Origin of the sequence: Leifsonia sp. 115AMFTsu3.1, assembly GCF_004362795.1 — a bacterium.
Taxonomy (GTDB): Bacteria; Actinomycetota; Actinomycetes; order Actinomycetales; family Microbacteriaceae; genus Leifsonia.
Genome location: NZ_SNYB01000002.1, coordinates 47,587 through 67,971, shown reverse-complemented (window position 1 = coordinate 67,971; position 20,385 = coordinate 47,587). Strand labels below are relative to the sequence as shown.

17 protein-coding genes and 1 pseudogene are annotated in these 20,385 nt (G+C 70.7%); 8 read left to right on the top strand and 10 right to left on the bottom strand.

The features are described from left to right. Window positions 1–2: 2 nt before the first annotated feature. Window positions 3–1,256: an MFS transporter gene (locus AXZ95_RS11235; RefSeq protein ID WP_018192720.1), complete on the top strand. Its 1,254-nt coding sequence runs from the start codon at window positions 3–5 to the stop codon at window positions 1,254–1,256. Between the two features lie 829 nt (window positions 1,257–2,085). Here the strand turns inward: AXZ95_RS11235 and AXZ95_RS11230 are convergent. Beyond that, a complete protein-coding gene (locus AXZ95_RS11230) occupies window positions 2,086–3,456 on the bottom strand; it encodes an extracellular solute-binding protein (protein WP_018192721.1) in 1,371 nt (456 codons plus the stop codon). Window positions 3,457–3,717: 261 nt separating this feature from the next. Between AXZ95_RS11230 and AXZ95_RS11225 the strand changes: the two genes are divergently transcribed. The 4 genes from AXZ95_RS11225 to AXZ95_RS11210 all read left to right on the top strand — a co-directional run bounded on the left by AXZ95_RS11225 (window position 3,718) and on the right by AXZ95_RS11210 (window position 9,226). Continuing rightward, window positions 3,718–6,003: a hypothetical protein gene (locus tag AXZ95_RS11225; protein ID WP_018192722.1), complete on the top strand. Its 2,286-nt coding sequence runs from the start codon at window positions 3,718–3,720 to the stop codon at window positions 6,001–6,003. A gap of 300 nt (window positions 6,004–6,303) precedes the next feature. Then, window positions 6,304–7,077 (top strand): ABC transporter ATP-binding protein, encoded by a 774-nt coding sequence (locus AXZ95_RS11220; RefSeq protein ID WP_018192723.1) that lies wholly within the window; start codon window positions 6,304–6,306, stop codon window positions 7,075–7,077. Continuing rightward, on the top strand, window positions 7,059–8,630 hold the full coding sequence (locus AXZ95_RS11215) for a hypothetical protein (RefSeq protein WP_018192724.1): 1,572 nt from the start codon (window positions 7,059–7,061) through the stop codon (window positions 8,628–8,630). The genes AXZ95_RS11220 and AXZ95_RS11215 overlap by 19 nt, the downstream gene beginning before the upstream one ends. A gap of 38 nt (window positions 8,631–8,668) precedes the next feature. Beyond that, window positions 8,669–9,226, top strand: a complete 558-nt coding sequence (locus tag AXZ95_RS11210; protein WP_018192725.1) for a DUF2087 domain-containing protein — start codon at window positions 8,669–8,671, stop codon at window positions 9,224–9,226. 9 nt (window positions 9,227–9,235) lie between these two features. On the opposite strand, the gene AXZ95_RS11205 is transcribed toward AXZ95_RS11210, so the two are convergent. Then, window positions 9,236–9,823 carry a CGNR zinc finger domain-containing protein gene (locus tag AXZ95_RS11205; RefSeq protein WP_018192726.1) on the bottom strand — a complete coding sequence of 196 codons (588 nt, stop codon included), beginning with the start codon at window positions 9,821–9,823 and terminating at the stop codon, window positions 9,236–9,238. 88 nt (window positions 9,824–9,911) lie between these two features. On the opposite strand from AXZ95_RS11205, the gene AXZ95_RS11200 reads away from it, so the two are divergent. After that, complete coding sequence (locus tag AXZ95_RS11200) at window positions 9,912–10,097, top strand: hypothetical protein (protein ID WP_018192727.1); 186 nt, start codon at window positions 9,912–9,914, stop codon at window positions 10,095–10,097. A gap of 68 nt (window positions 10,098–10,165) precedes the next feature. Here the strand turns inward: AXZ95_RS11200 and AXZ95_RS11195 are convergent, their stop codons facing one another. Genes AXZ95_RS11195 through AXZ95_RS11180 form a run of 4 tightly spaced genes read right to left on the bottom strand, consistent with a single transcriptional unit; the run spans window position 10,166 to window position 16,344 of the window. Continuing rightward, the gene (locus AXZ95_RS11195) at window positions 10,166–12,019 is read right to left on the bottom strand and encodes a hypothetical protein (RefSeq protein ID WP_018192728.1); all 1,854 of its coding nucleotides are present in this window, start codon (window positions 12,017–12,019) and stop codon (window positions 10,166–10,168) included. Further along, entirely contained in the window at window positions 12,016–14,766 is a 2,751-nt protein-coding gene (locus AXZ95_RS11190) for an alpha-mannosidase (RefSeq protein WP_018192729.1), read from the bottom strand. Before AXZ95_RS11190 ends, AXZ95_RS11195 begins: the two co-directional genes overlap by 4 nt. Beyond that, window positions 14,763–15,347 carry an SIS domain-containing protein gene (locus AXZ95_RS11185; RefSeq protein WP_018192730.1) on the bottom strand — a complete coding sequence of 195 codons (585 nt, stop codon included), beginning with the start codon at window positions 15,345–15,347 and terminating at the stop codon, window positions 14,763–14,765. The genes AXZ95_RS11190 and AXZ95_RS11185 overlap by 4 nt, the downstream gene beginning before the upstream one ends. Further along, window positions 15,340–16,344 (bottom strand): ROK family protein, encoded by a 1,005-nt coding sequence (locus AXZ95_RS11180; protein ID WP_026307333.1) that lies wholly within the window; start codon window positions 16,342–16,344, stop codon window positions 15,340–15,342. The genes AXZ95_RS11185 and AXZ95_RS11180 overlap by 8 nt, the downstream gene beginning before the upstream one ends. Before the next feature lie 197 nt (window positions 16,345–16,541). Between AXZ95_RS11180 and AXZ95_RS11175 the strand changes: the two genes are divergently transcribed. After that, complete coding sequence (locus tag AXZ95_RS11175) at window positions 16,542–16,919, top strand: metalloregulator ArsR/SmtB family transcription factor (RefSeq protein WP_051087313.1); 378 nt, start codon at window positions 16,542–16,544, stop codon at window positions 16,917–16,919. After that, complete coding sequence (locus AXZ95_RS11170; protein WP_018192733.1) at window positions 16,916–17,410, top strand: SRPBCC domain-containing protein; 495 nt, start codon at window positions 16,916–16,918, stop codon at window positions 17,408–17,410. Before AXZ95_RS11175 ends, AXZ95_RS11170 begins: the two co-directional genes overlap by 4 nt. Before the next feature lie 134 nt (window positions 17,411–17,544). Here the strand turns inward: AXZ95_RS11170 and AXZ95_RS11165 are convergent, their stop codons facing one another. The 4 genes and pseudogenes from AXZ95_RS11165 to AXZ95_RS11155 form a co-directional block, all read right to left on the bottom strand. Next, window positions 17,545–18,306, bottom strand: a complete 762-nt coding sequence (locus AXZ95_RS11165; protein ID WP_018192734.1) for an alpha/beta fold hydrolase — start codon at window positions 18,304–18,306, stop codon at window positions 17,545–17,547. A gap of 59 nt (window positions 18,307–18,365) precedes the next feature. Further along, complete coding sequence (locus AXZ95_RS19880; RefSeq protein ID WP_269209393.1) at window positions 18,366–18,791, bottom strand: RICIN domain-containing protein; 426 nt, start codon at window positions 18,789–18,791, stop codon at window positions 18,366–18,368. A gap of 21 nt (window positions 18,792–18,812) precedes the next feature. Beyond that, window positions 18,813–19,208: pseudogene (locus tag AXZ95_RS19875) on the bottom strand (ricin-type beta-trefoil lectin domain protein); the annotation flags it as partial. Window positions 19,209–19,223: 15 nt separating this feature from the next. Beyond that, window positions 19,224–20,279 carry a hypothetical protein gene (locus tag AXZ95_RS11155; protein WP_133638886.1) on the bottom strand — a complete coding sequence of 352 codons (1,056 nt, stop codon included), beginning with the start codon at window positions 20,277–20,279 and terminating at the stop codon, window positions 19,224–19,226. Window positions 20,280–20,385 lie beyond the last annotated feature (106 nt).

Here is a 20,385-nt window from a genome sequence, read left to right as displayed (position 1 = left end):
TCGTGACATCTCCTTCTCCCTCGCTGTTCGCATCCCGCGACTTCCGTCTGCTGCTCATCGGGCAGACCACCAGCCAGCTCGGCGCCCAGGTATCCGGTGTGGCCCTGCCGTTGCTCGCCGTGGTGAGCCTCGACGCGACGCCGTTAGAAGTGGGGATGCTCGGGGCGGCATCCACCGTGGCGTTCGCCGTGCTCGGGCTCCCCGCCGGGGCGTGGGTCGACCGGATGCGTCGGCGGCCGCTCCTCGTCGCCAGCGATCTGGTTCGTGCGGTGCTGCTGGCGACCATCCCTCTCGCTGCGGTTCTCGGGCTGCTCACCATGGGTCAGTTGCTCGTCGTCTCGTTGCTGGCCGGCGTGGCCCGGGTGTTCTTCGATGTCGGGTATCGCAGCTACCTGCCGTCCGTGATCGGACGGGAGCGGGTCCTCGCCGGCAACTCCTCCCTCGAGTTCGTGCGCGCCTCCGGGCAGGTCGCCGGCCCCGCCCTCGGCGGAGTGCTGGTGTCGCTGATCGGCGCGGCGACGGTCGTGCTGGTGCAGGCGGGCACCTTCGCGGCGTCCGCGCTGTGCCTGCTCGGGATCCGGGCGCGGGAGGACGAGCCGACGGCTCCCGAGCACCGTCGGCGGATGCGGACGGAGATCGCGGAGGGTCTGGGCTTCGTGTTCCGCTCGCGGGTGCTGCGGTCGACCGCGCTGGCGAGCGCCCTGAGCAATTTCTCGTTCGCGATCGCGTCCGCGGTCAACATGGTGTTCCTGTCGCGGACGCTCGGCCTCTCCCCCGCGCTGATCGGCCTCGTCATCGCGGTCGGCTCGGTCACGGTCATGGTCGGCGCCGCCTTCACCACGCGCCTGTCGCGGGCTGTGGGGTCGGTGCGGATCGTCTGGCTGTCGCTCGCCGTCACGGCTCCGCTGTCGCTCCTCGGCGCCTTCGCGCAGCCGGGATGGTGGACGCTCCTGATCGTGCTCGGCATCGCCGCCGGCGAGTTCGGGCAGATCGTCTACGCGATCACCCAGGTGAGCGTACGGCAGCAGATCTGCCCCGATCGCGTCCTCGGGCGGGTCAACGCGACCATGCAGGTCGTCGTGATGGGCCTCTTCCCCGTCGGCGCGATCGTCGGCGGTCTGCTCGGCGACACGATCGGCGCCCGCTGGACGCTCATCGTCGCCGGTATCCTCCTCCTCGCGTGCCCCGTCATCCTGTGGGCGTCGCTGCGCGACGTCCGCGAGGTCGCGGACCTGCCCGCCGCCGCGGACGCGTAGCGCCCCCACGCGCTCCCGCGCTCGGCACGCGGATCCCACACCTGTCCGCCCGCGAGGTGCACGTAGTTGCGCGCGACACGCCGCACGCGGCCGCAACTACGTGCACCTCGACGCGAGGCGGACCGGCGCGAGAGGTGAGTGGATGCGGGAAAGCGGGGCGAGTTGCAGCACGTACTCGCAGCCCGGCGGGCGCATCCCGCATATGCCCGACCGCGAAGTGCACGTAGTTGCGCTCAACACGCCGCAGGCGACCGCAACTACGTGCACCTCGATGGGAGGCGGATCGGCGCGAGAGGTGAGTGGATGCGGAAAAGCGGGCGAGTTGCAGCACCTACTCGCAGCCCGGCGCGCGCATCCTGCATCTGTCCGGCCGCGAAGTGCACGTAGTTGCGCTCGACACGCCGCAGGCGGCCGCAGCTACGTGCACCTCGACGCCAGGCGGACCGGCGCGAGAGGTGAGTGGATGCGGGAAACGGGGCGAGTTGCGGCACGTACTCGCAGCCCGGCGGGCGCATCCCGCATATGCCCGGCCGCGAAGTGCACGTAGTTGCGCTCGACACGCCGCAGGCGGCCGCAACTACGTGCACCTCGACGCCAGGCGGACCGGCGCGAGACGTGAGTGGATGCGCGAAAGCGGGGCGAGTTGCGGCACGTACTCGCAGCCCGGCGGGCGCATCCCGCATATGCCCGGCCGCGAAGTGCACGTAGTTGCGCTCGACACGCCGCAGGAGCCCGCAACAACGTGCACCTCGCCGCGAGGCGAGGGGCACGAGACGTGGGCACGCAGAAGGGGCGGCCTCCGCGAGGAGACCGCCCCTGTGCGAGCGCGTTACTTGCTGCTCTTGGTCGACTGGTCGTAGGCCTTCATGGCCGCGGCCTGCGCATCCTTCAGTGCCTCGCTCGGCGACTTGCTGCCGAGGAGCACCGACTGGATGGCGTTCTGCAGCTCCGTCTGGATCTGCTGACCGGCCGGCGACGCACCGAACGACTTTCCGTTGCCCACCACGTCGTAGTAGGTCGAGATCGCCTTGTCGAAGCCCGCGTTGCCGGACGGCTTCACGTACTTCTCACGCAGCGTCTTGTCGGCTTCCGGCGAACCCGTGAAGAGGCCGGTGTTGATCGCTCCCGGCGTCTTCTTCAGCGTTTCGGCACGGGCCGCGCCCGCCGCCTCCCACGCCTGCAGGCTGGTCAGGTTGAGCGCCCAGGCGCACGCGGCGTCCTTGTTCTTGGCACCGGTCGGGATGACGAACGACGTTCCCGAGGCGACCGTGAACGGCTGGCCGTCCGGACCCTTGAACGGGACCGCGCCGATGTCCACCTTGTCGACGAACGGGGTCAGCACGTTGACGTACCACTGGGCGTTGACCTGCGCGCCGACCTGGTCCTTCACGTACTGGTTGTTCTCGCCGAAGGTGTCGAACGAGTCGGTGAAGCTCTTCACCTTGGCGTAGCCGCCCTGGGCGTCGGTGATCTGCTTGAGCACCTCGAGGCCCTTCTCGTTCTTCGAGTCGTCGAGGGTGGGCTTGCCGTCGCTGCCGATGAGCTGGCCGCCGTAGCCGAGGATCCACAGGCCCGCCTGGCCGCCCGCCACCGGGTCGAAGCCGAGGACCGACGGGTTGCCGCCGGACGACTTGTACATCTTCTTGATCGCCGCGACGAGGGTGTCCGGCTTGGACGTGTCGATCTCGGCGTCGGTCACTCCGGCCGCCTTCATGACGCGCTCGTTGGTGATGATCGCCGGCGGCTGGTAGAACTGCGGGACCGCGTAGACCTTGCCCTTGTATGTGACGTCGTCGATGACGGAGGGGTAGTAGGTGGACGTCGGGTCGACGTCGTGCACCTTGTAGCACTGGTCGAGCGGCTGGATGAGGCCCTGCGCCGCGTAGGTGGCGACGAAGTTGCGGTCCATCTGGACGACGTCGGGCACGTTGCCGCCGGCGACGCGGGTGGTGAACTTCTGCGCGTCGAACGGCGTCTGGTCGATCTTGATGGTGACGTCTTTGAGCTGGCTCTTGGCGTAGTCGATTCGGGAGGTGCCGACGTCGTCGGCGTTGTCGAAGCCCCAGGCGTTCAGGCTGCCCTTGGCGTCTTTGGAGAAGTCCCCGCCGGACGAGCTGCCGCCGCTGGAGCTGCAACCGGCGAGGAGCGCCACCGACGCGGTGAGTGCCAGCGCGGCGAAGGCGGTGTGCCTCTTGTTCATCTGATTTCCCTTCAGTGGTGTCGCAGCGGGCGTCCTCGCCCGTGCGAAGAGGTACGGGATCCCCTACTGCCGGGGTCTGAGCGACAGTATGGAAACCTTCCCACATCGCACGCTAATGCAGGGGTGACGCTCTTCACAAGGGGACCGGGTCCCCGGAGTCGGTTTTCGTTACTTGATCGTTTCTTACGCTTGAAGGCCGCACGGCTCAAGCCCTAGGGTCGTATGGCAACGATGCCACATCTACCCCGGAGGAAGGCCCTGATGCCCCGCATCCGCCGTTTACTGCTGCTCGGCCACACCCACCACGATGTCGGCTACACGAACAGCCCCCGGATCATCGACGGGATGCACGCGCAGATCGTGCGCGAAGTGCTCCGGTTGGCCGACCAGGACACGGCCGCGCCGGACGCTCCCGACCGCTTCCGCTGGACCTTCGAGGTGGCGCGGCCGGTGCTCGAGTTCCTCCGCACGGCGACGCCCGCGGAGGTCGCGCGCCTGCGCGAATTAGCGGCGGACGGCACCATCGCGGTCACCGGCGGCTACCTCAACATGACGCAGTTGCCCGACCTCGCCGAGTTCGAGGCCGCCTATCGGTCGCTCCAGCGCATCCACGACGCCGGCATCCCGGTCTGCACCGAGCAGCACGGCGACGTCAACGGCATCGCCTGGGGCGTGGCCGATGCGATGCTGGACGCCGGGATCGACCGCCTCGTCATGGCCCTCAACCCGGACCACGGCCGCGCACCGCTCGAGCAGCCGAGCCTGTTCTGGTGGGAGGCGCCGTCCGGCCGCCGCGTGCTCACCCTGCTCTCGACCCACTACGGCTTCGGCGAGGAGTGGGGCATCGTCGACGGGGATGTCGCTCTCGCCGAGCAGCGCATCCTCGCGTTCGTCGAGCGCCTCGACGCGCGTGACGATTACCCGTTCGACACGGCGGTCGTGCACGCGGGCAACGACAACCGCTGGCCGACGGCGCTCTTCACCGAGGTAGTGCGCCACTGGAACGACCGGCACCCCGGCATCCCGATGGAGACCGCGACGATCGACACGGCGATGGATGCGCTGGCCGCGCAGGCGCCCGCCGACCTGCCCGTGCTCCGCGGCGAGTGGGCCGACTGGTGGTCGCACGGTCACGGCTCCACCGCCCGGGAGGTCGCCGTCTACCGCGAGGCGCGCCGGTTCGCGCTCTCCGCACGCGCGGCCCTCGACCTCGCCCGCGCGCGCGGGGAGGGCGAGCCGGCGCTCGCCACGGTCCTGGGCTACCGGCGTGGTCCGGTTCGCGTGCGCGAGGACGCCGAGCTCGCGGCGACGTTCGAGCGAGTGGATGAAGAACTCCTGCTCTTCGGCGAGCACACCTGGGGCTCGTGGGAGACCTACTCCAAACCGCACTCGCACTTCAGCCATTCGCACTGGAACGCGAAGGCCGGCTTCGCCTATGGCGCCTGGGACCTCGCCCGCGACCTGAGCGTCGAGGCCCTGTACCGCCTCGCGGCGTCCGGCCGCGATCCCGAGCCGGCGGACGGCGTGCTCGTCGCCAACCTCACCGACCGTCCGCGCCGGGAGGCCGTCGAGGCGGAGGTCGGAGGGACACCCAGGGTGACGCTAGTCGCCGACGTGCCCGCGTCGTCCGTCGTGGTGCTGCCCGCGCCCGCCGAGGAGCCCGCGGCCACCAGCGGCACGACCATCGAGGCCGGGCGCTTCCGAGCGACGGTCGACCCGGAGCGCGGCGGTGTCGTCTCGCTCGTCGACGTCCGCACCGGCCGGGAGCTGGTGGATGCGCACACGCCGCACGGTCTCGGGGCCGTCGTCGCCGAGACGGTCACCGCGGCCGGTCGTTCGCACGCGATCTTCGACAACCCGAAGAACTTCAACCCCGGCTTCCCCGGCCCGGAGTTCGAGCGCTCGCACGCCGCATCCACCTCGGCTCCGGAGGTGACCGAGACGGACGCCTACGCGCGCATCCGCTGGTCGAGCGAGCTCCCCAGCAGCCTCGCGGCCACGCACACGCTCACCCTCTACCGCGACCTCGACGACATCGACCTCGCCGTGCACATCGCGAAGCCCGAGCACTTCGGTCCGGAGAGCCTGTTCGTCACATTCCCGTTCGCGGTCGACCGCCCTGAGTTCCTACTGGAGACCGCCGGCGCAGTCTTCGCCGCCGAGAGCGAGCAGCTGCCGGACACGTCGAAGGACTGGTACTCCGTCCAGCACGCGGTCGGTGTGCGCAGCGCCGAGGGCGGCCAGTCCCTGCTCTGGGGCACCGTGGATGCGCCGCTCGTCCAGCTCGGCGGCTTCCACACCGGGAAATGGGCGCGCACCCTCGATGCGCCGGCGGGGCACATCAACAGCTGGGTGATGAACAACCTGCACTTCACCAACTTCCAGGCGCGGCAGGAGTTCACCGGAACGCTGCACTACCGCTTCCGGCCGGTGGAGACGGCGGAGGGATCGGACGCGGCGGACCTGCGCGCGGAGGTCGCGGCATTCGGCGCCGACCTCGCGCTGCCGCTGCAGGCGCGCTCGTACACCGGACCGCTGGGGAGCTGACCGCCGCATCCCTCGGCCGAACCTGGGAAGGCCCTCACAACCGGGCGGATCCGCCATCCGATCGCATCCCGGCCTCCGGACGACTCCCTGGCGGGCGTTCCCTCCCCCGCCGGAGAACAGGCGCGGCGTGCCGACGGCGACCAGGGGCGCGCGCGGCATGCCGCGTCCTGTCCGCCCCGCCGCATCCGCCGGATCCGCCGTGTCGGATCGCCCGTACTCCTGGACACGGCGTCGGAGCCCGCCGATAGGGTGGTTCGCACGGGCTGTCCGACGTGCGGGCGGCACGGACGACGTGAGGGGGTGCGCGTGGCGGAGGACGACGACCTCGCGATCAGGATCCGCGGGCTGCACAAGCGGTTCGGGCAGAAGGTCGCGGTCGACGGGATCGATCTGGACGTGCCGTCCGGCAGCTTCTACGGGCTGGTCGGACCGAACGGCGCGGGCAAGACGACGACGCTCAGCATGGCGACCGGCCTGCTGCGTCCGGATGCCGGCGAAGTGCTCATCCACGGCGTCGACATGTGGAAGAACCCGCTCGCCGCGAAGGCGATGGTCGGCGTGCTGTCGGACGGCGTCCGGCTGTTCGACCGGCTGACCGGGCAGCAGCTCGTCGAGTACGCGGGGCTCCTGAGCGGGATGGACCGCCCGACCGCGCAGCAGCGCACCCACGACCTCCTGCAGCTGCTCGACCTGGAGTCGGCGGGCGGAACGCTCGTCGTCGACTACTCCGCGGGCATGACGAAGAAGATCGCCCTGGCCGCCGCGATGGTGCACGCCCCGCGCGTGCTCGTGCTTGACGAGCCGTTCGAGTCGGTCGACCCGGTCTCGGCGGCGAACATCCGCGACATCCTCCGCACCTACGTCGACGGCGGCGGGACCGTGGTGGTCTCGTCGCACGTGATGGACCTGGTGGAGCGGATGTGCGACCACGTCGCCGTCATCACGGCAGGACGCGTGGTCGCGGCCGGCTCGGTGGACGACGTGCGCGCGGGCTCGACGCTCGAGGACCGGTTCGTCGAGCTGGTCGGCGGACGCCGTGTCGGGGAGGGGCCGGAGTGGTTGCGACACTCGTAAGGCTGCGCCTGCTCGTCCTCAAGAACTCGTTCCGCCGCAGCACCGGGCAGCTGGTGGCCGTGATCATCGGCGCGATCTACGGGGCCGTCGGCCTCCTCGTCGTGCTCGGCGCGCTCGTCGGCCTGTCGTTCGCTCCTGCGGAGGTCGCGACGACGGCCGTGGTGCTCGCGGGCTCGGCGGCCGTCCTCGGCTGGGCGGTGCTGCCACTGCTGCTCTCCGGCGTCGAGCAGACGCTCGACCCGGGCCATCTCGCGGTCTATCCGATCGCGCTGCGGCCGCTGATGATCGGGATGCTGCTGAGCGGCGCGGTCGGTGTGGCCGGCGCGGCGACGACTCTCGCATCCCTCGGCACCGCCCTGCCCTGGCTGCACTCGCCGGGAATCGCGCTGATCGCCCTCGTCACGGGCGTGCTCGGCGCCGCGACCTGCATCGTCGTGTCGCGCGCGGTCACCTCCATCGCGAGCGGGCTGTCGTCGGGCCGCCGCTTCCGCGAGGCCAGCGGGCTCCTCATCCTGATCCCGCTCATCCTCGCCGGCCCGATCATCATCGGGATCACCAGCGGCTTGCGGTCGTCGGCGGACGCCCTGCCCGCGGTCGCCGCCGGTCTCGGGTGGTCGCCACTCGGCGCGGTGTGGGCCGTCCCCGGAGCCGTCGCCGCAGGCGACCCGCTCGGCGCGCTGCTGCGGCTGCTCATCGCCGTTGCGACCTTCGCGGTGCTCTGGGCGGTCTGGCGCTGGGGGCTCGCGCGCTCCCTGGTCACCCCCGCTCGGGCTTCGTCGCGCGTGCGTGCGCCCGGCAAGTCGGGCCTGTTCGGCATCCTGCCCGGGACTCCGGCCGGCGCCATCGCCGCGCGCTGTCTGACCTACTGGTTCCGCGATCCGCGGTACCTGCGGCAGCTGCTCGTCATCCCGTTGCTCCCGGCGATCATGTGGTTCTACTCGAGCATCAACCACTCGAACGGCTACTTCTTCGCCGCCGGGCCGGTGATCGCGTTCGCCCTCGGGATCGGGATGATCGCCGATGTGTCGTACGACTCGACCGCGTTCGCGCTCCATGTGTCGAAGGCCGTGCCGGGCCGAGCGGATCGGTGGGGACGTGCGGCGGCCCTGCTCACCTTCGCCATTCCCGCCGTCGTCCTCGTCTCGGTCGGCGCCACGGCCGTCGAGGGCGACTGGCTTCCCGCACCCGGTCTGCTCGGGCTGTCGCTCGGGATGCTGCTCAGCGGCGTCGCCGTCTGCTCGGTGACCTCGGCGCGGTTCGTCTTCCCGGTGCCTGAGCCCGGCGACAACCCGTTCCGGTCGCGGCCGGGCAGCAACATCTCGCTGCTCGGGCCGACGTTCGCGGCGTGGGGCGTCATCGCCGTGCTGTGCCTGCCCGAGATCGTGCTGCTGATCGTCTCTCTGGTGACCCGCGAGGCGATCTGGGGCTGGCTCGGGCTCGCCGCCGGGATCGTGCTCGGCGTGGTGCTGCTCGTCGTCGGCGTGCGCGTGGGCGGCCGCGTGCTGGACGCGCGCGCCCCGGAGCTGCTGCTGCAGCTGCGGAAGGACGCCTGAGGCGCCCACACGGCGGACCCGTGCGGGAGACTGGGAACGTGGAGCAGGACGACAGCGCGAGCGCCGACGGGACGCCGGCCGACGGGCAGCGGCCCGCGGACTGGCGGCCCGTGGTCGCCGCGCTCGCCAACCGAGACGCGCGCGCTGTGTGGGCGCAGCTCATCGCGGACGGCGCCCCGGCAACCGTAATGAGTCCGGCGCGGCAGCGGCGCGCACTGGCGCTGCTCGAGAGCGTCGGCCTGGTGCGCCGCGCCGACGGTGTCCACGAGCCGGTCGACACGGCCTTCCGCGAGCTGCTCGCGACGTCGGCATCGCTGCAGTCGCGCCGCACGGGAGTCGAGCGATTCCTGCGTCCCGACGGCCGGATCGACCGCTTCCCCGCGGCTGCGGACGACCGCGCTGCGCTGCTCGCCCACATCGGGGACCGCGTGCTCGCCGACGGCGAGACCGTCACCGAACGGGAACTCACGGAACGCCTGACACGGTTCGGCGACGATCCCGTGACGCTGCGCCGCTATCTCGTCGATGCGGGCATCCTGGTGCGCACGCGCTCAGGGTCGGAGTACGCCCGGGCCGACGTACCCGCAGACTCCTGACCTGACCGCTCAGGCCGACGTGGATGCGCGACGCGCGTGCGCCTTCTGCATCTTGACCGCGTTCCCGCAGCCCGCCATGGTGCACCACCGGCTGGACCGGTTCTTCGAGTAGTCGTAGTACGCCCACCGGCAGGTGACGCGATCGCAGACCTTGAGCCGTGACCAGCTGCCGTCTTCGCGTGAGGCGCGCACCGCATCCAGCACTCCGGCCAGGGCGGCGCGGGCGCCGCGGTCGGTCGCGGGCGCCAGCGCGAATGACTCGGAGCCGCCGAAGGACAGCCGAAGCGGCAGTTCGGCGAGCGCGTCGTCGAGGCTGCGGAGCGCAGCGGCATCGGCGTCGTGGCCGGCGTGCGTGGCGAGCACCGAGCGCAGGCCCTCGCGCACGGTCTTCGCGAGTGCCAGGTCGTCTTCGGTGGCGGCGACGCCCTCCCCGAGGAGGTCGCGGCCCCGCAGCCACGCAGCGAGGTCGTCCGGGCTCTCCCAGCCCTCTTCGTCCTCCTGGTACTCGACGGTGTTGACGAAGTCCCGCACCAGCCGCAGCTGGGCGGGGATCATCTCGTTCTCCCGTTCGAACGCGAGATCCGTCTGTCGACCCATGACACCACCATACGCCCTTGACAGGTGTCCCGACAGTGGGCATGGTGTTGACACCGGCATTAACGCTTAGCCGGTGTAGGAGGTCATCGTGGATCGGACAGCACAGCAGATCATCGCGGTCGGGCATCGGCCGGAGATCCCGGCCGAGCGGATCGGGAGGTGGATGCGCATCCACTGCCGGGCGCTGCGGGCGGGGCGGCTGCGACCCCGAGCCGTTCGCGATCCGTGGATCGACCACGTGTCGCCGTGGGCGTTCTGGGGCCTCCACCGCTGAGCGGCATCGAGGTGCGACTCGTGGCGCTTATTCGGGCGGGATAGCGACCACGACGTGCACCTCGGCACTCAGTCCGCCAGCGTCTGCTCGCAGGCGAGCAGCGTCACGCCGACGCTCCAGGCGTGCGAGAGGGTCAGCAGCATCCCCTTCGGTTGGAAGCACGCCGTCTGGTAGTACCGCTCGCTGACCATGCCGCGGTAGGCGTTGAAGTCGCCGTCTTCGCGGGCGATGAACTGGCGGAAGCACGCCAGCGTCTCGTCGGCGCGCTCCGCGTAGTGCGGGTCGCTGAGGGCCGCCGAGAGCTCGCGCAGCTCGGCCGTGCAGACGAGCCCGTAGGCGTGCAGGTGCTGGTTCGACGGCGATGCGTTGTCGGCGCCGCGGGTGCGGAAGCCGTACGCCCCGAGCAGGGTGTGCGCCGGGAAGGTGACGTCGTACGTGTAGCGGAAGGTCAGCATCCAATCGGCCGCGCGCCGCGCCACGTCGAGCCAGTGCCGATCGCCGGTCGCACGGTGCAGGGCGACGTAGGCCATCACGGCGGCGTAACCGTCCTCCGACGTCGGCGCGAGGTCCACGTCCTCCGGGGCGCCGTGGAGGAACTCCCGGTCGACGAACTGCTCGTAATACTTCCCGGCTGCGAGCGCTGCGGGCAGGTAGCGGTCGTCGCGTCCGGCGGCCTCCACCAGCGCGGCGATCCAGGTCAGGCCCGAAGCGCCCGACCACGACAGCACCTCGCCGGTCTCGGCATGGTGGACCGATCCGAGGTTGCCGTCGTCGCGCTGACGGCCGACGACGACATCCAGGTTCGAGCGGATGGCGCGCTCCCACTGCTCGTGCGGGTCGAGCGCCTGCGCGCGGACGAGGAACAGCGTCGCCTCGGCGAGGGTGCGCGAGTGGAGTCCGCGTTTCAGCTCGGTCCAGCTCTGCGTCCAGCCGTGGTCGCGGTACCAGACGCCCCAGAAGGTTCCGGAGGGCGACAGGGATGCGGTGATGAAGTCGATGACGTGACGCGCCGCGTCCGCCGCGGCCGGCCGGTCGGTCCGCAGCCCGTGCGCGAGGAGCGCGTACGCCCACGGAATGCCGCTGACCCAGCCGACGTGCATTGCCTGCCGGTCGACGCTGAGCCCGTCCCGGCCGCTGACTTCGCGGTCGAAGCCGACGGTCTCCAGCAGCACGCCGGGGTCGGGGTCGTAGTGCCAGTCGAGCAGGCCGGCGGCGGTGAGGTCGGCGGCGGTGGCCACATCCACCCACGGATTCTCGGTCGTGTGCTCAGCCGCTTCGGCGTGCAGCGCGCGGAGGATCGGGGCGTAGGCGTGGCGGGATGCGTCCAGCGCGAACACGCGCACCGCGAGCTCCACGGTCTCGCCGGGGACGAAGCGGTGCGTCGCCACGTCGGCCGGCCGCGGGCGGTCGTCGCCGTAGTACGTGACCGGGTATTCGCGGTATGGGAAGCGCAGGCTGACCGTCGCGTCGCCCCACTCCTGGTCGTGCGCGAGCCCGACGCCGGTGAGTCCGAGCGCGGAGGTCTCGGCCGCGGCGAGCGCGACTCCTCCACGGTCCGGCCCCGCCCAGGCGAACACCGCCGGCGTCGCCGCACGGTCGGCGCGGAACTCCCAGGCGTCGCTCACCAGGGCCGCGTGCTGCTCGGGCGTGCTCGCCCCGATCTCGAAGCGCGGGAACGCCCGGGTGTTCTCGGCCGGCCGGTTCTCGCCGTAGAAGGCGCCCGGGATGAGCCACCAGGGATCATCAGCGCCGTGAACCGCAGCCTCCACCAGCACCGACCCGTCGGCCGGCTCCGCGCCGGTGTACGTCACGCGCACCGCGAGCCGCCACCCGGGCTCCGCCTCGCTCCACTCCAGCTGCACCTCGGCCGCCGCGGAAGCGGGACCGACGACGGTCGCCCGGACCTCGGGGCGCGCGCTCACGGCAGCGGGCGCTCGATCAGGTCGACCTCGCGGACCGGCTGGGCCGGGTCGGCCGGCACCACGAAGGTGCGCAGCTGCGACGGGCCGAAGTCCTCCTCGATGGTGCGCCCGAGCAGCGGGAGCTCGATGCGCGAGCGTCCCCCCTCGCCGCGTGTCTCGACGGCCCGCACCACCACGTCCGCGCCGCCGGGGGCGTCCGTCTCGTCCTCGGTGCCCTTCAGCGCGGTCACCATGACGGTAGCGCCGGCGTCGCTCGCGAACGAGTTCACTGGAGGCAGCACACCGTCGTGGAACGACTCCTGCATCGCCCGCACCGGGTTGCCGAGCACGAGCGCGCGACGGATCGGGTCGGCCTCACGCCAATCGCCCGCGTGGGGCACCAGCTCGTAGCTGAACCGCTGGACGCCCTGATCCTGGAAGGAGTAGATACCCTCCGGGTCGAGCAGGCGCGGGTCGTGCCACGAGTAGACCGGGCTGCGGACGGCGGTCACGCCGATGCTCGGCTGCTCGCCGTTGTCGGCGGTTCCCGGCGACACGTCGTAGGCGTGCTTGTTGGTCGTGCTCACCGTGAGACCGGCGGCGGCGCCGTCGATCGTGCCGGTCAGATCCACCCACGACTGCGCGGGCTCCTCGGCGCCGTCGACCGGGCGCTCCAGGTGACCGAACGGGATCTCGTACGTCGCCGTCGGGTCGTCGAGCACGGTCGGGAAGCGCAGCTTCAGCAGGTGCGCCTGCTCGCGCCAGTCGAGCGTCACGTTGACCCTCAGCACGGGCGAATCGTGGTCGAGGATGAGCTCCTCCACCAGAGTGGATGCGCCCCACGCCCGCTCGACCCGGACGCGCGACCGCAGCGGGCCGGTCTCGCGGACCACGATGCGCTTCAGCTCCATCGTCGCGCCCGGCCAGGCGTACGAGATGACCCGGTGGCCCCACGTATCGGTCGGGTCGTCGTTGATCTGGGTGTGCTGGGCGCCGTCGACGCCGGCCATCACATCCACGCCGGTCGCCTTGACCAGGTAGGACGAGATCCAGCCGGTCTCCTGATCGATGCGGATGCGGACGTGCTCGTTCTCGAGGGTGTCGGCGCTCACGGTGAGGGCATTGGATGCTGCACCCGGGCCGGCGCCGGGACGCAGGCGGTAGAGGCGGTAGCCGAGAGCCGGGACGTCGGCGCGGAACACCACGGCGCCGCGCGAGACGTCGTCCGTCGTCGCGGTCGACTGCGAGTTCTGGAAGGCGACGGGCTCGCCGTTCTCGTCGACCACGTGCACGCCGGCGCGCTGCGCGCCGTACTGGAAGTCCACATCCACCGACACCGGCCAGGGGTGCGGGTTGAAGACCAGGACCGGCTGAGTGCCGTCCTCCCGGTCGACCTGCACCTGGCGGGCGAGGACGTTGTGCGCCCGCGTGATGATGCGCTTCGAGATCGCGACGGCCTCGCCGAGCTGGTCACGTGCGTCGTCGTACGACGGCTCGATCGCCGAACCGGGCAGGATGTCGTGGAACTGATTGAACAGCACCTGCTTCCAGGCGGTCTCCAGCTGTTCGCGCGGGTAGTCGACGCCGTCGGTCGCGGCGACCACCGCTGCCCAGCGCTCGGCGTTCAGCACGGCGAACTGCGCGCGACGCTGCCACGCCTTGATCCCCGAGTGCGCCGAATAGCAGCCGGGCGCATGGTGCTGCAGGTCGTCGCGGCGCACCGGGAGGGTGTCGAGGAACACCTCGCCCCGGCCGAGCACCTCGTCGAAGTACGTTCGCGGTGACGACATCGTCATCCTTCCGAAAGAGCCCATGCGGTCGTAGCGGTGGATCGACTCGATGTTCGCGATGGTCGGGCCGCCGCCGTGGTTGCCCACGCCGTAGAACACCATCGCGGTCGCATTCTCGCCGAATCCGACCGTGCGGTCGAGGGAGGCGAGCGCCTTCTCGGTCTGGCCGTCGACCGACCCGGGCGGGCTGCAGTACTCGAACGGGATGCGGTAGGCCAGCACGCGCGAGCCGTCGGGCGCCTCCCACCAGAACAGGCTCGGAGCCAGGTCTGACTCGTGCGGGCCGGGCCGCAGGAACGTGTACGAGTCCATCCCCTGGCCGCGCAGGAGCTGCGGGAGCATCGCGTTGTGACCGAACGGGTCCACATTCATCCCGACGGTCGACGGCTTCCCGAAGCGCGACTCGAGGTAGCGCTGGCCGTACAGACCCTGGCGCACGAAGCTCTCACCCATCGGCATGTTGTTGTCCGGCTCGACCCACCAGCCGCCGACGTTGACCCAGCGGCCCTCGGCGACACGGCGCTTGATCTGCTCGAACAGCGCGGGGTCGGACTCCTCCACCCAGCTGAGCAGCACGATCTGGTCGCAGGTGAAGACGAAGTCGGGGTACTCCTCCATGCGGTGGATGGCCGACCAGAAGGTCGCACGCGCCTCCTGGTATCCCTCCTGCCACGGCCACAGCCACACCGGGTCGAGGTGCGCGTTGCCGATCATGTGGAGGGTGCGCTGCGGGGTCGCCGTCGGGCGCTTCGCTGGCGGGAGGTCGCGCGGCTGGGTGCCGGCGGGCGCGTTCGCGACGGGGGCTTTGCCGTTCGCGTCGGGGGCGCCCGTCTCGCCGGCGACCTCGTTCCCGGATGCGCTCTCGCGAGGCTCCTGCGCCGCATCCACCGCGATCTGTTCCGGAGTTTCTCCGCCCACACGCGGCGTGTCGGCCGGAGAAAGTCCGGAATCGACGGCTGCCTGCTCGGGGGTGGTCACAGTGCGTACTCCTCGTCGCCGTCGGCCCACGCATCCACGATCTCGGAGAGCACGTGGAGCATGAACGTGTGGAATTCCTGGATCCTCGGGGTGGTCGTGGACGGGCTCAGCAGCGCGTAGTCGGCGAACTCCTTCGCCGGGCCGCCGTCGCCTCCGCCGAACAGCACCGTCGTGGCGCCGACCGACTTCGCCGCTTCGAGCGCTGAGACGATGTTCGCACTCCGGCCGCTCGTCGTGAAGGCCGCGACGACGTCGCCCGGGCGGGCGAGACCGAGCACCTGGCGCGAGAAGACGTCGTCGTACGAGTAGTCGTTGGCGATGCAGGTCATCGTCGTGGGGTCGGTGCTGAGCGTGACCGCCCCGAGCGGCCGACGGTCGCGCTTGTAGTGCCCGATGATCTCACCGGTGAAGTGCTGCGCATCCGCCGCGCTACCGCCGTTGCCGAACGTGTACAGGATGCCGCGCTCGGCGAACGCGTCGCAGAGCAGCTTCCCGACCTCACGCAGGGCCGGCAGCAGTGCCTCGCCCTGCTCGGCGACCTGGATGTGCGCCTCCAGCTGCTGTCGCATCCACTCAGCCACGGTGGTCTCCCTTCCGGACGCCTGCGCCCGCACCGGCGAGCTGGTCGAGGCGGTCGAACGCGACGGCACCGGCGCCGACGACGCAGACGACGTCGCCCAAGGCGGCGAGCACGACGGTGGATGCGGCGGCAGCGGGCGGCATCGCGTCGGCGGCGACGCGCTCGCGCACGGGAACGAGCAGGGCGTCGCCGGAGCGGGTCACCCCGCCGCCGAGCACGACGAGGTCGGGCTCGAAGACGTTGACGAGGTCGGTGAGGGCGACGGAGAGCACGTCGACCGTCTCGTCCCAGAGCTCGATGGCGAGGGCGTCGCCGTCTGCGGCGGCCGCGACCACATCCTCCGCCCGCACGACGGGCAGCTGGGCGAGCGTCGAGCCGGCGCCGCGCTCGGCGACGGCCTCGCGGGCGCGCTGGGCGATGGAGGTGCCGGAGGCGTATCCCTCGAGGCAGCCGCGGCGCCCGCACAGGCACGGACGGCCGCCGGTGCGGACCATCACGTGGCCGAACTCGCCGCCGTTGCCGGCCGCGCCGCGGTGCAGGCGGCCGTCGATGACCGCGCCGCCGCCGATGCCGGTGGAGATCGTCAGGTAGACCATGGTGTCGGCGTCGCGCGCGGCGCCGTAGCGGAACTCGCCGAGGGCGCCGGCCGTCGCGTCGTTCTCGAGAACGGCGGGGATGCCGAACTCGCGCTCGGCGAGCTCGACGATCGGCAGGTCGATCCACCCGGGAAGGTGCAGCGGGCCGGTCAGCACACCGGCCTTGGCGTCGAGCGGACCGCCGCAGGAGATGCCGACCGCCTCCACCTCGAGGCCGGATTCGGCGATCGCGCGATGACCCATGTCGAACAGCCTGGGAACGATCGCACCCGGGCCCTCCTCCCGACGAGTGGGTTCGACGATCAGTGCGTGGGTTCGTCCGTCTTCCGTGACAACACCGACGGCGAGCTTCGTGCCGCCGATGTCGAGCGAGAGGACGGCGCGGAGGCCGTTTGCCATCATGTCCTTCCGAGGGTGCACGACCGCGCCAGCGTCGGTGGATCGTGTGGGATCGTTCCCACAGATACTAGGACGCCGCGGGCAGGCGGGTCAACACGGCGCGTTCGCTGGGCGCGTCCGCAGCCGTCGCTCGCAGCCTGAGCGCCTCGCGAGATTCGGGGGATTGCGCGAGGCGGGCGCAAAGCGTAACGTACAACCAAATGGTTGTAGATGAGTTGACGGATGCTGAGGTCGATCGCATCTTCCAGGCACTGGCGGATGCGACCCGACGGGATATCGTCGCGCGATCGCTGCAGGGGGAGCACTCGGTGAGCGAGCTCGCCCGGCGGTACGACATGAGCTTCGCCGCCGTGCAGAAGCACGTCGCCGTGCTCGAGCGGGCGGGACTCGTCCGCAAGCGGACCCGCGGACGCGAGCGCGTCGTGTCGGGCGACCCGGAGACGATCCGGCGGGCGTCCCGGCTGCTCGACGCCTACGAGGAGATCTGGCGCCGTCGCGATCGCGCCATCGACGGCATCCTCGCCGAGGAGGCCCGAACCACGCTGAGCACCACCGAACCAGAGAGGAACGAGCGATGACCTTCATCGAGTCGAACAAGGACGTGGATGCGCTGACGCTCACGTTCGTCACCGAGTACGACGCGCCGCCGGAGCGCGTGTGGCAGCTGTGGTCCGACCCGCGCCAGCTGGAGCGGTGGTGGGGACCGCCGACCTGGCCGGCCACGTTCGAGGTGTTCGAGTTCGAGCCGGCGGGACGGGCGTCCTACTACATGACCGGGCCTGACGGCACGAAAGCCCATGGCTGGTGGCGGTTCGTCGAGATCGAGCCTCCGGTGCGGATCTCGCTCGACGACGGCTTCGCCGACGACGACGGCAACCCGGCGCCCGGGGAGCCCGTCCGCATGACGACGACGCTCGAGGAGCGCGACGGCCGCACCCGTATGACGCAACTCACCCAGTTCGCGAGCACGAAGCAGCTGGACGAGATGGTCGCCATGGGCATGGAGGAGGGCATGCGCGAGGCCGTCTCCCAGATCGACGACCTCCTCGCCGCCGACGTCACCCGCTGACGCATCCCATCCCCGCCGACATCCGACCCACCGTCGAGTACGCACAAATTGCACGCCCCGAGCACCGCGGGCGTGCAGTTTGTGCGTACTCGACGGGGGGCGGAGAGGGGCGAGCGACGGAACGCCCCGCGAGGTCAGGGGGCGTCGAGGAAGGCGAGGAGGTGCGGCAGCGTGCGGCGGAGCGGGCCCGGGTCGCCCGCGGCGGCGAGACGCTCGCCCAGGTAGTCGCCGTGGATGCCGGGGACGATGAGGAGGCGCGCGTCCGGCAGCAGGGACGCCAGCTCGACGAAGTGTTCCGCCCGCACCACGTCACGATCCGCGCCGACCACGAGCGTGGGCGCCGACACGGAGGCGAGCAGCTCGTCGGAGAAGTCCTGGAACCCGAGCATCAGCGCGCGGTCGAGGTCGAACATCCGCCGCGCATGATCGGGGTCGCGGCTGACCGCGAGGTCGGCCTCCCGATACGGCGCGGGCAGGTCGTCGAACGTCCCGGCAGCGAGCCCGTCCCAGAAGCCGTCCACCATCCCGGCTCGACGCACCGGGGCCGAGGCCGCGATCAGACGCCGCACCGCGGACGGATGCCGCGCCGCCAGCTGCAGAGCGACCTGACCTCCGTTGCTGAAGCCCAGCACATCCACCGGGCCCAGCCGGAGCTCGTCCAGCACGGCCGCGACGTCATCCGCCGAGCCTTCGAAGCTCGCCGGACGGTCACCCGAGGTCGTCCGGCCGTGCCCCTGCAGCTCGACCGCGAGCACCGACCGCGTCGGCGCGAGGAGCGGCAGCAGCATCCCCCAGTTCGACTCGATCGTGGAACCGCCGCCGTGGATCAGCAGCAGAGGGGGATGCGGCGAGTCCGGGTCGCCGTGCCATTCGCGATACAGGGGGATGCGTTCCACGCCCGCAGGCTAGCGGAGGGCCGTCGAGGTGTCGAGAGCAGCAAGCGGTGCGGAACCCATCACGGCGAGACAGGCAATGGAGCGTACGGCACCGCACGCCAAAGCTGGTTCGTCCCGCCAGTGCACGCGTAGGTCCCGATCGGCGTGCTGTCGGTCGATGACCCACCCCAGAGGTCGAGGCATTCGCCGCTGTATTGGCTCTGCAGGGTCCAAGCACCGGTCGCCGTGACTGTCGGCCCCCACCGGTAGCTCGAGTCGGCGCCGTCGCACGCCTGATCCAGCCCGACCTGCGCGCCCTTTCCGCGCCACCGCAGACACATGCCGGAATCAAGGTTCTGGATGACACCCCCGCCGGTACCCTCAACCTCGACATATCCCCACTTGGCGGCGTCCGTCGTCGAGTCATGCGTGAGGACGCCCCGTGCCCGCTGGTCGGCGTCTCCGGGCGGGGCCGCGGCGGTTCCCAGCACACCACCCGTCGTCATCGCGACCGACGCGAGGGAGATGGCCGTCGTGCGGAGGGCCTCGGGAACACTCCACGCCGCGTTCGGTGCCGTGCCGCACGAGTACAGGATCAGCGGCGCGCCATCGCCCGTCGCAGCTCCGCTCACGTTGAGGCAGGTTCCCGTCCACTGGTTGAGAATGGTCCCGTTCGCAGGCAGCCTCCAGATCTGGGTCGCCACGAGATCGCAGGGCGCAAGCGAGACCGTTCCGCCCGAGCTCTGCGCGCACAATTCGGGGGACGGTTCATCGACGGGGTTGTCGACGAACTGCGGGTACACACCGAGGAGGTACCCGCCGCCGTCCAGCGGGTGAAACATCCACTTCTGCTCTGCCGACCCGTCGCAGGTCCGGATCGAGAGCCCCGCGCCCGCGGTCCGCGCGCCACCCGTGACCGTGACGCACCGCTTCGAGCCTCAGCCGACGATGGCGTCAGCGGGATTGAGCGCGTCGGGGATCGAGCGCTTCGCGCGCGCCGTAGATGTCTTCTCCGCTTTCAGATGCGTGGAGCTGTCGCCGCACGAGAGAGCCAATCGGGCGTACCCGCCCTCGGTGGACAGACACCGTCGTGTTGCCCTGCTTTCCAGGTGTATCCGTTCGGAGAAGACTCCGACCATCCACTGCGCTGCACGATTGTCGCAGTAACCCATGTGCGTGTAAGAGTTCGAGCCCTCCGTCAGACACAGGCCGGAAGCGGAGTTCACCAACCAGCCCCATCCTTGGACGGTCTCACCCTTGTCTGGGACGAAGGTCCAGTCTGCATATCCCTGCGAATTGGGACTTCCAAAGGAGACGGCACGACGATACCCGGCGGTCGACGCATAGCTCGACAGCAGCTGACTACCCGATCCGACGGATTTCGGGAAAATCCGCGACTCCGCGGGCAGACTGGGCGTCTGCTGTGGCTTCCAGATCGCCACGACGGCGGCCACATCGTCGACATACGGTCCAGCGCCGTTGCCGGACATGGACCAGTAGTTCGCCGTGCCCAGCATCACGGTGGCGCACGCCCACTGACCGGTGTTGTGCCCGACGCCCAGCAGGTGTCCGATCTCGTGAAGGAAGATCTCCCGTTTGTACGTCTCGCTCTTGCCGCCGAGACGGGCCGTACTGATGGCCATCTGCCCACCGGACAGCCAGGACGGCGAGCCCACGCAACGCATCGACGCGCCGGCGAGTCCGGTGGGTGCCTCGGGGATGGAGCTATAGACGCGGACCGGGACGATGTGGCTCCCGGGCCGCGCGGACGACTCGGAGGGGACGACCTTCACGCCGACTCCAGTGCTCCCTGACCACTCATCCCACTCGGCAGCCGCCTTGATGAGGCTGGACTGAAACTCCTGGGGCACCGACTCAAGCACGATGCTGAACACCGCTGTGTCCGGAAGCGTCTCGCACCGGGAGACGCCGTTGGCGGGCAGCGCCTCCCACGCTGCCGCGGGGGTCTCGGCGACGGCGATCGGGACGAGCATCGCGAGTCCCGCGATTGTGGCCGACGCCATGGCGACCGCGCGTTTCAGCCGCGTCGGCGCAAACCCCAACACCCGATCTCGGTCCCTCATGCACATCCTCCTGGTC

Excerpts from the sequence above, each read along its gene's own strand:
- AXZ95_RS11205 (WP_018192726.1), bottom strand. The coding sequence starts at position 9,823 with ATGGGTCGACAGACGGATCTCGCGTTCGAACGGGAGAACGAGATGATC.
- AXZ95_RS11230 (WP_018192721.1), bottom strand. The coding sequence starts at position 3,456 with ATGAACAAGAGGCACACCGCCTTCGCCGCGCTGGCACTCACCGCGTCG.
- AXZ95_RS11180 (WP_026307333.1), bottom strand. The coding sequence starts at position 16,344 with ATGATGGCAAACGGCCTCCGCGCCGTCCTCTCGCTCGACATCGGCGGC.
- AXZ95_RS11170 (WP_018192733.1), top strand. The coding sequence starts at position 16,916 with ATGACCTTCATCGAGTCGAACAAGGACGTGGATGCGCTGACGCTCACG.
- AXZ95_RS11155 (WP_133638886.1), bottom strand. The coding sequence starts at position 20,279 with ATGCTCGTCCCGATCGCCGTCGCCGAGACCCCCGCGGCAGCGTGGGAG.
- AXZ95_RS11225 (WP_018192722.1), top strand. The coding sequence starts at position 3,718 with ATGCCCCGCATCCGCCGTTTACTGCTGCTCGGCCACACCCACCACGAT.
- AXZ95_RS19880 (WP_269209393.1), bottom strand. The coding sequence starts at position 18,791 with ATGACGACGGGTGGTGTGCTGGGAACCGCCGCGGCCCCGCCCGGAGAC.
- AXZ95_RS11175 (WP_051087313.1), top strand. The coding sequence starts at position 16,542 with ATGGTTGTAGATGAGTTGACGGATGCTGAGGTCGATCGCATCTTCCAG.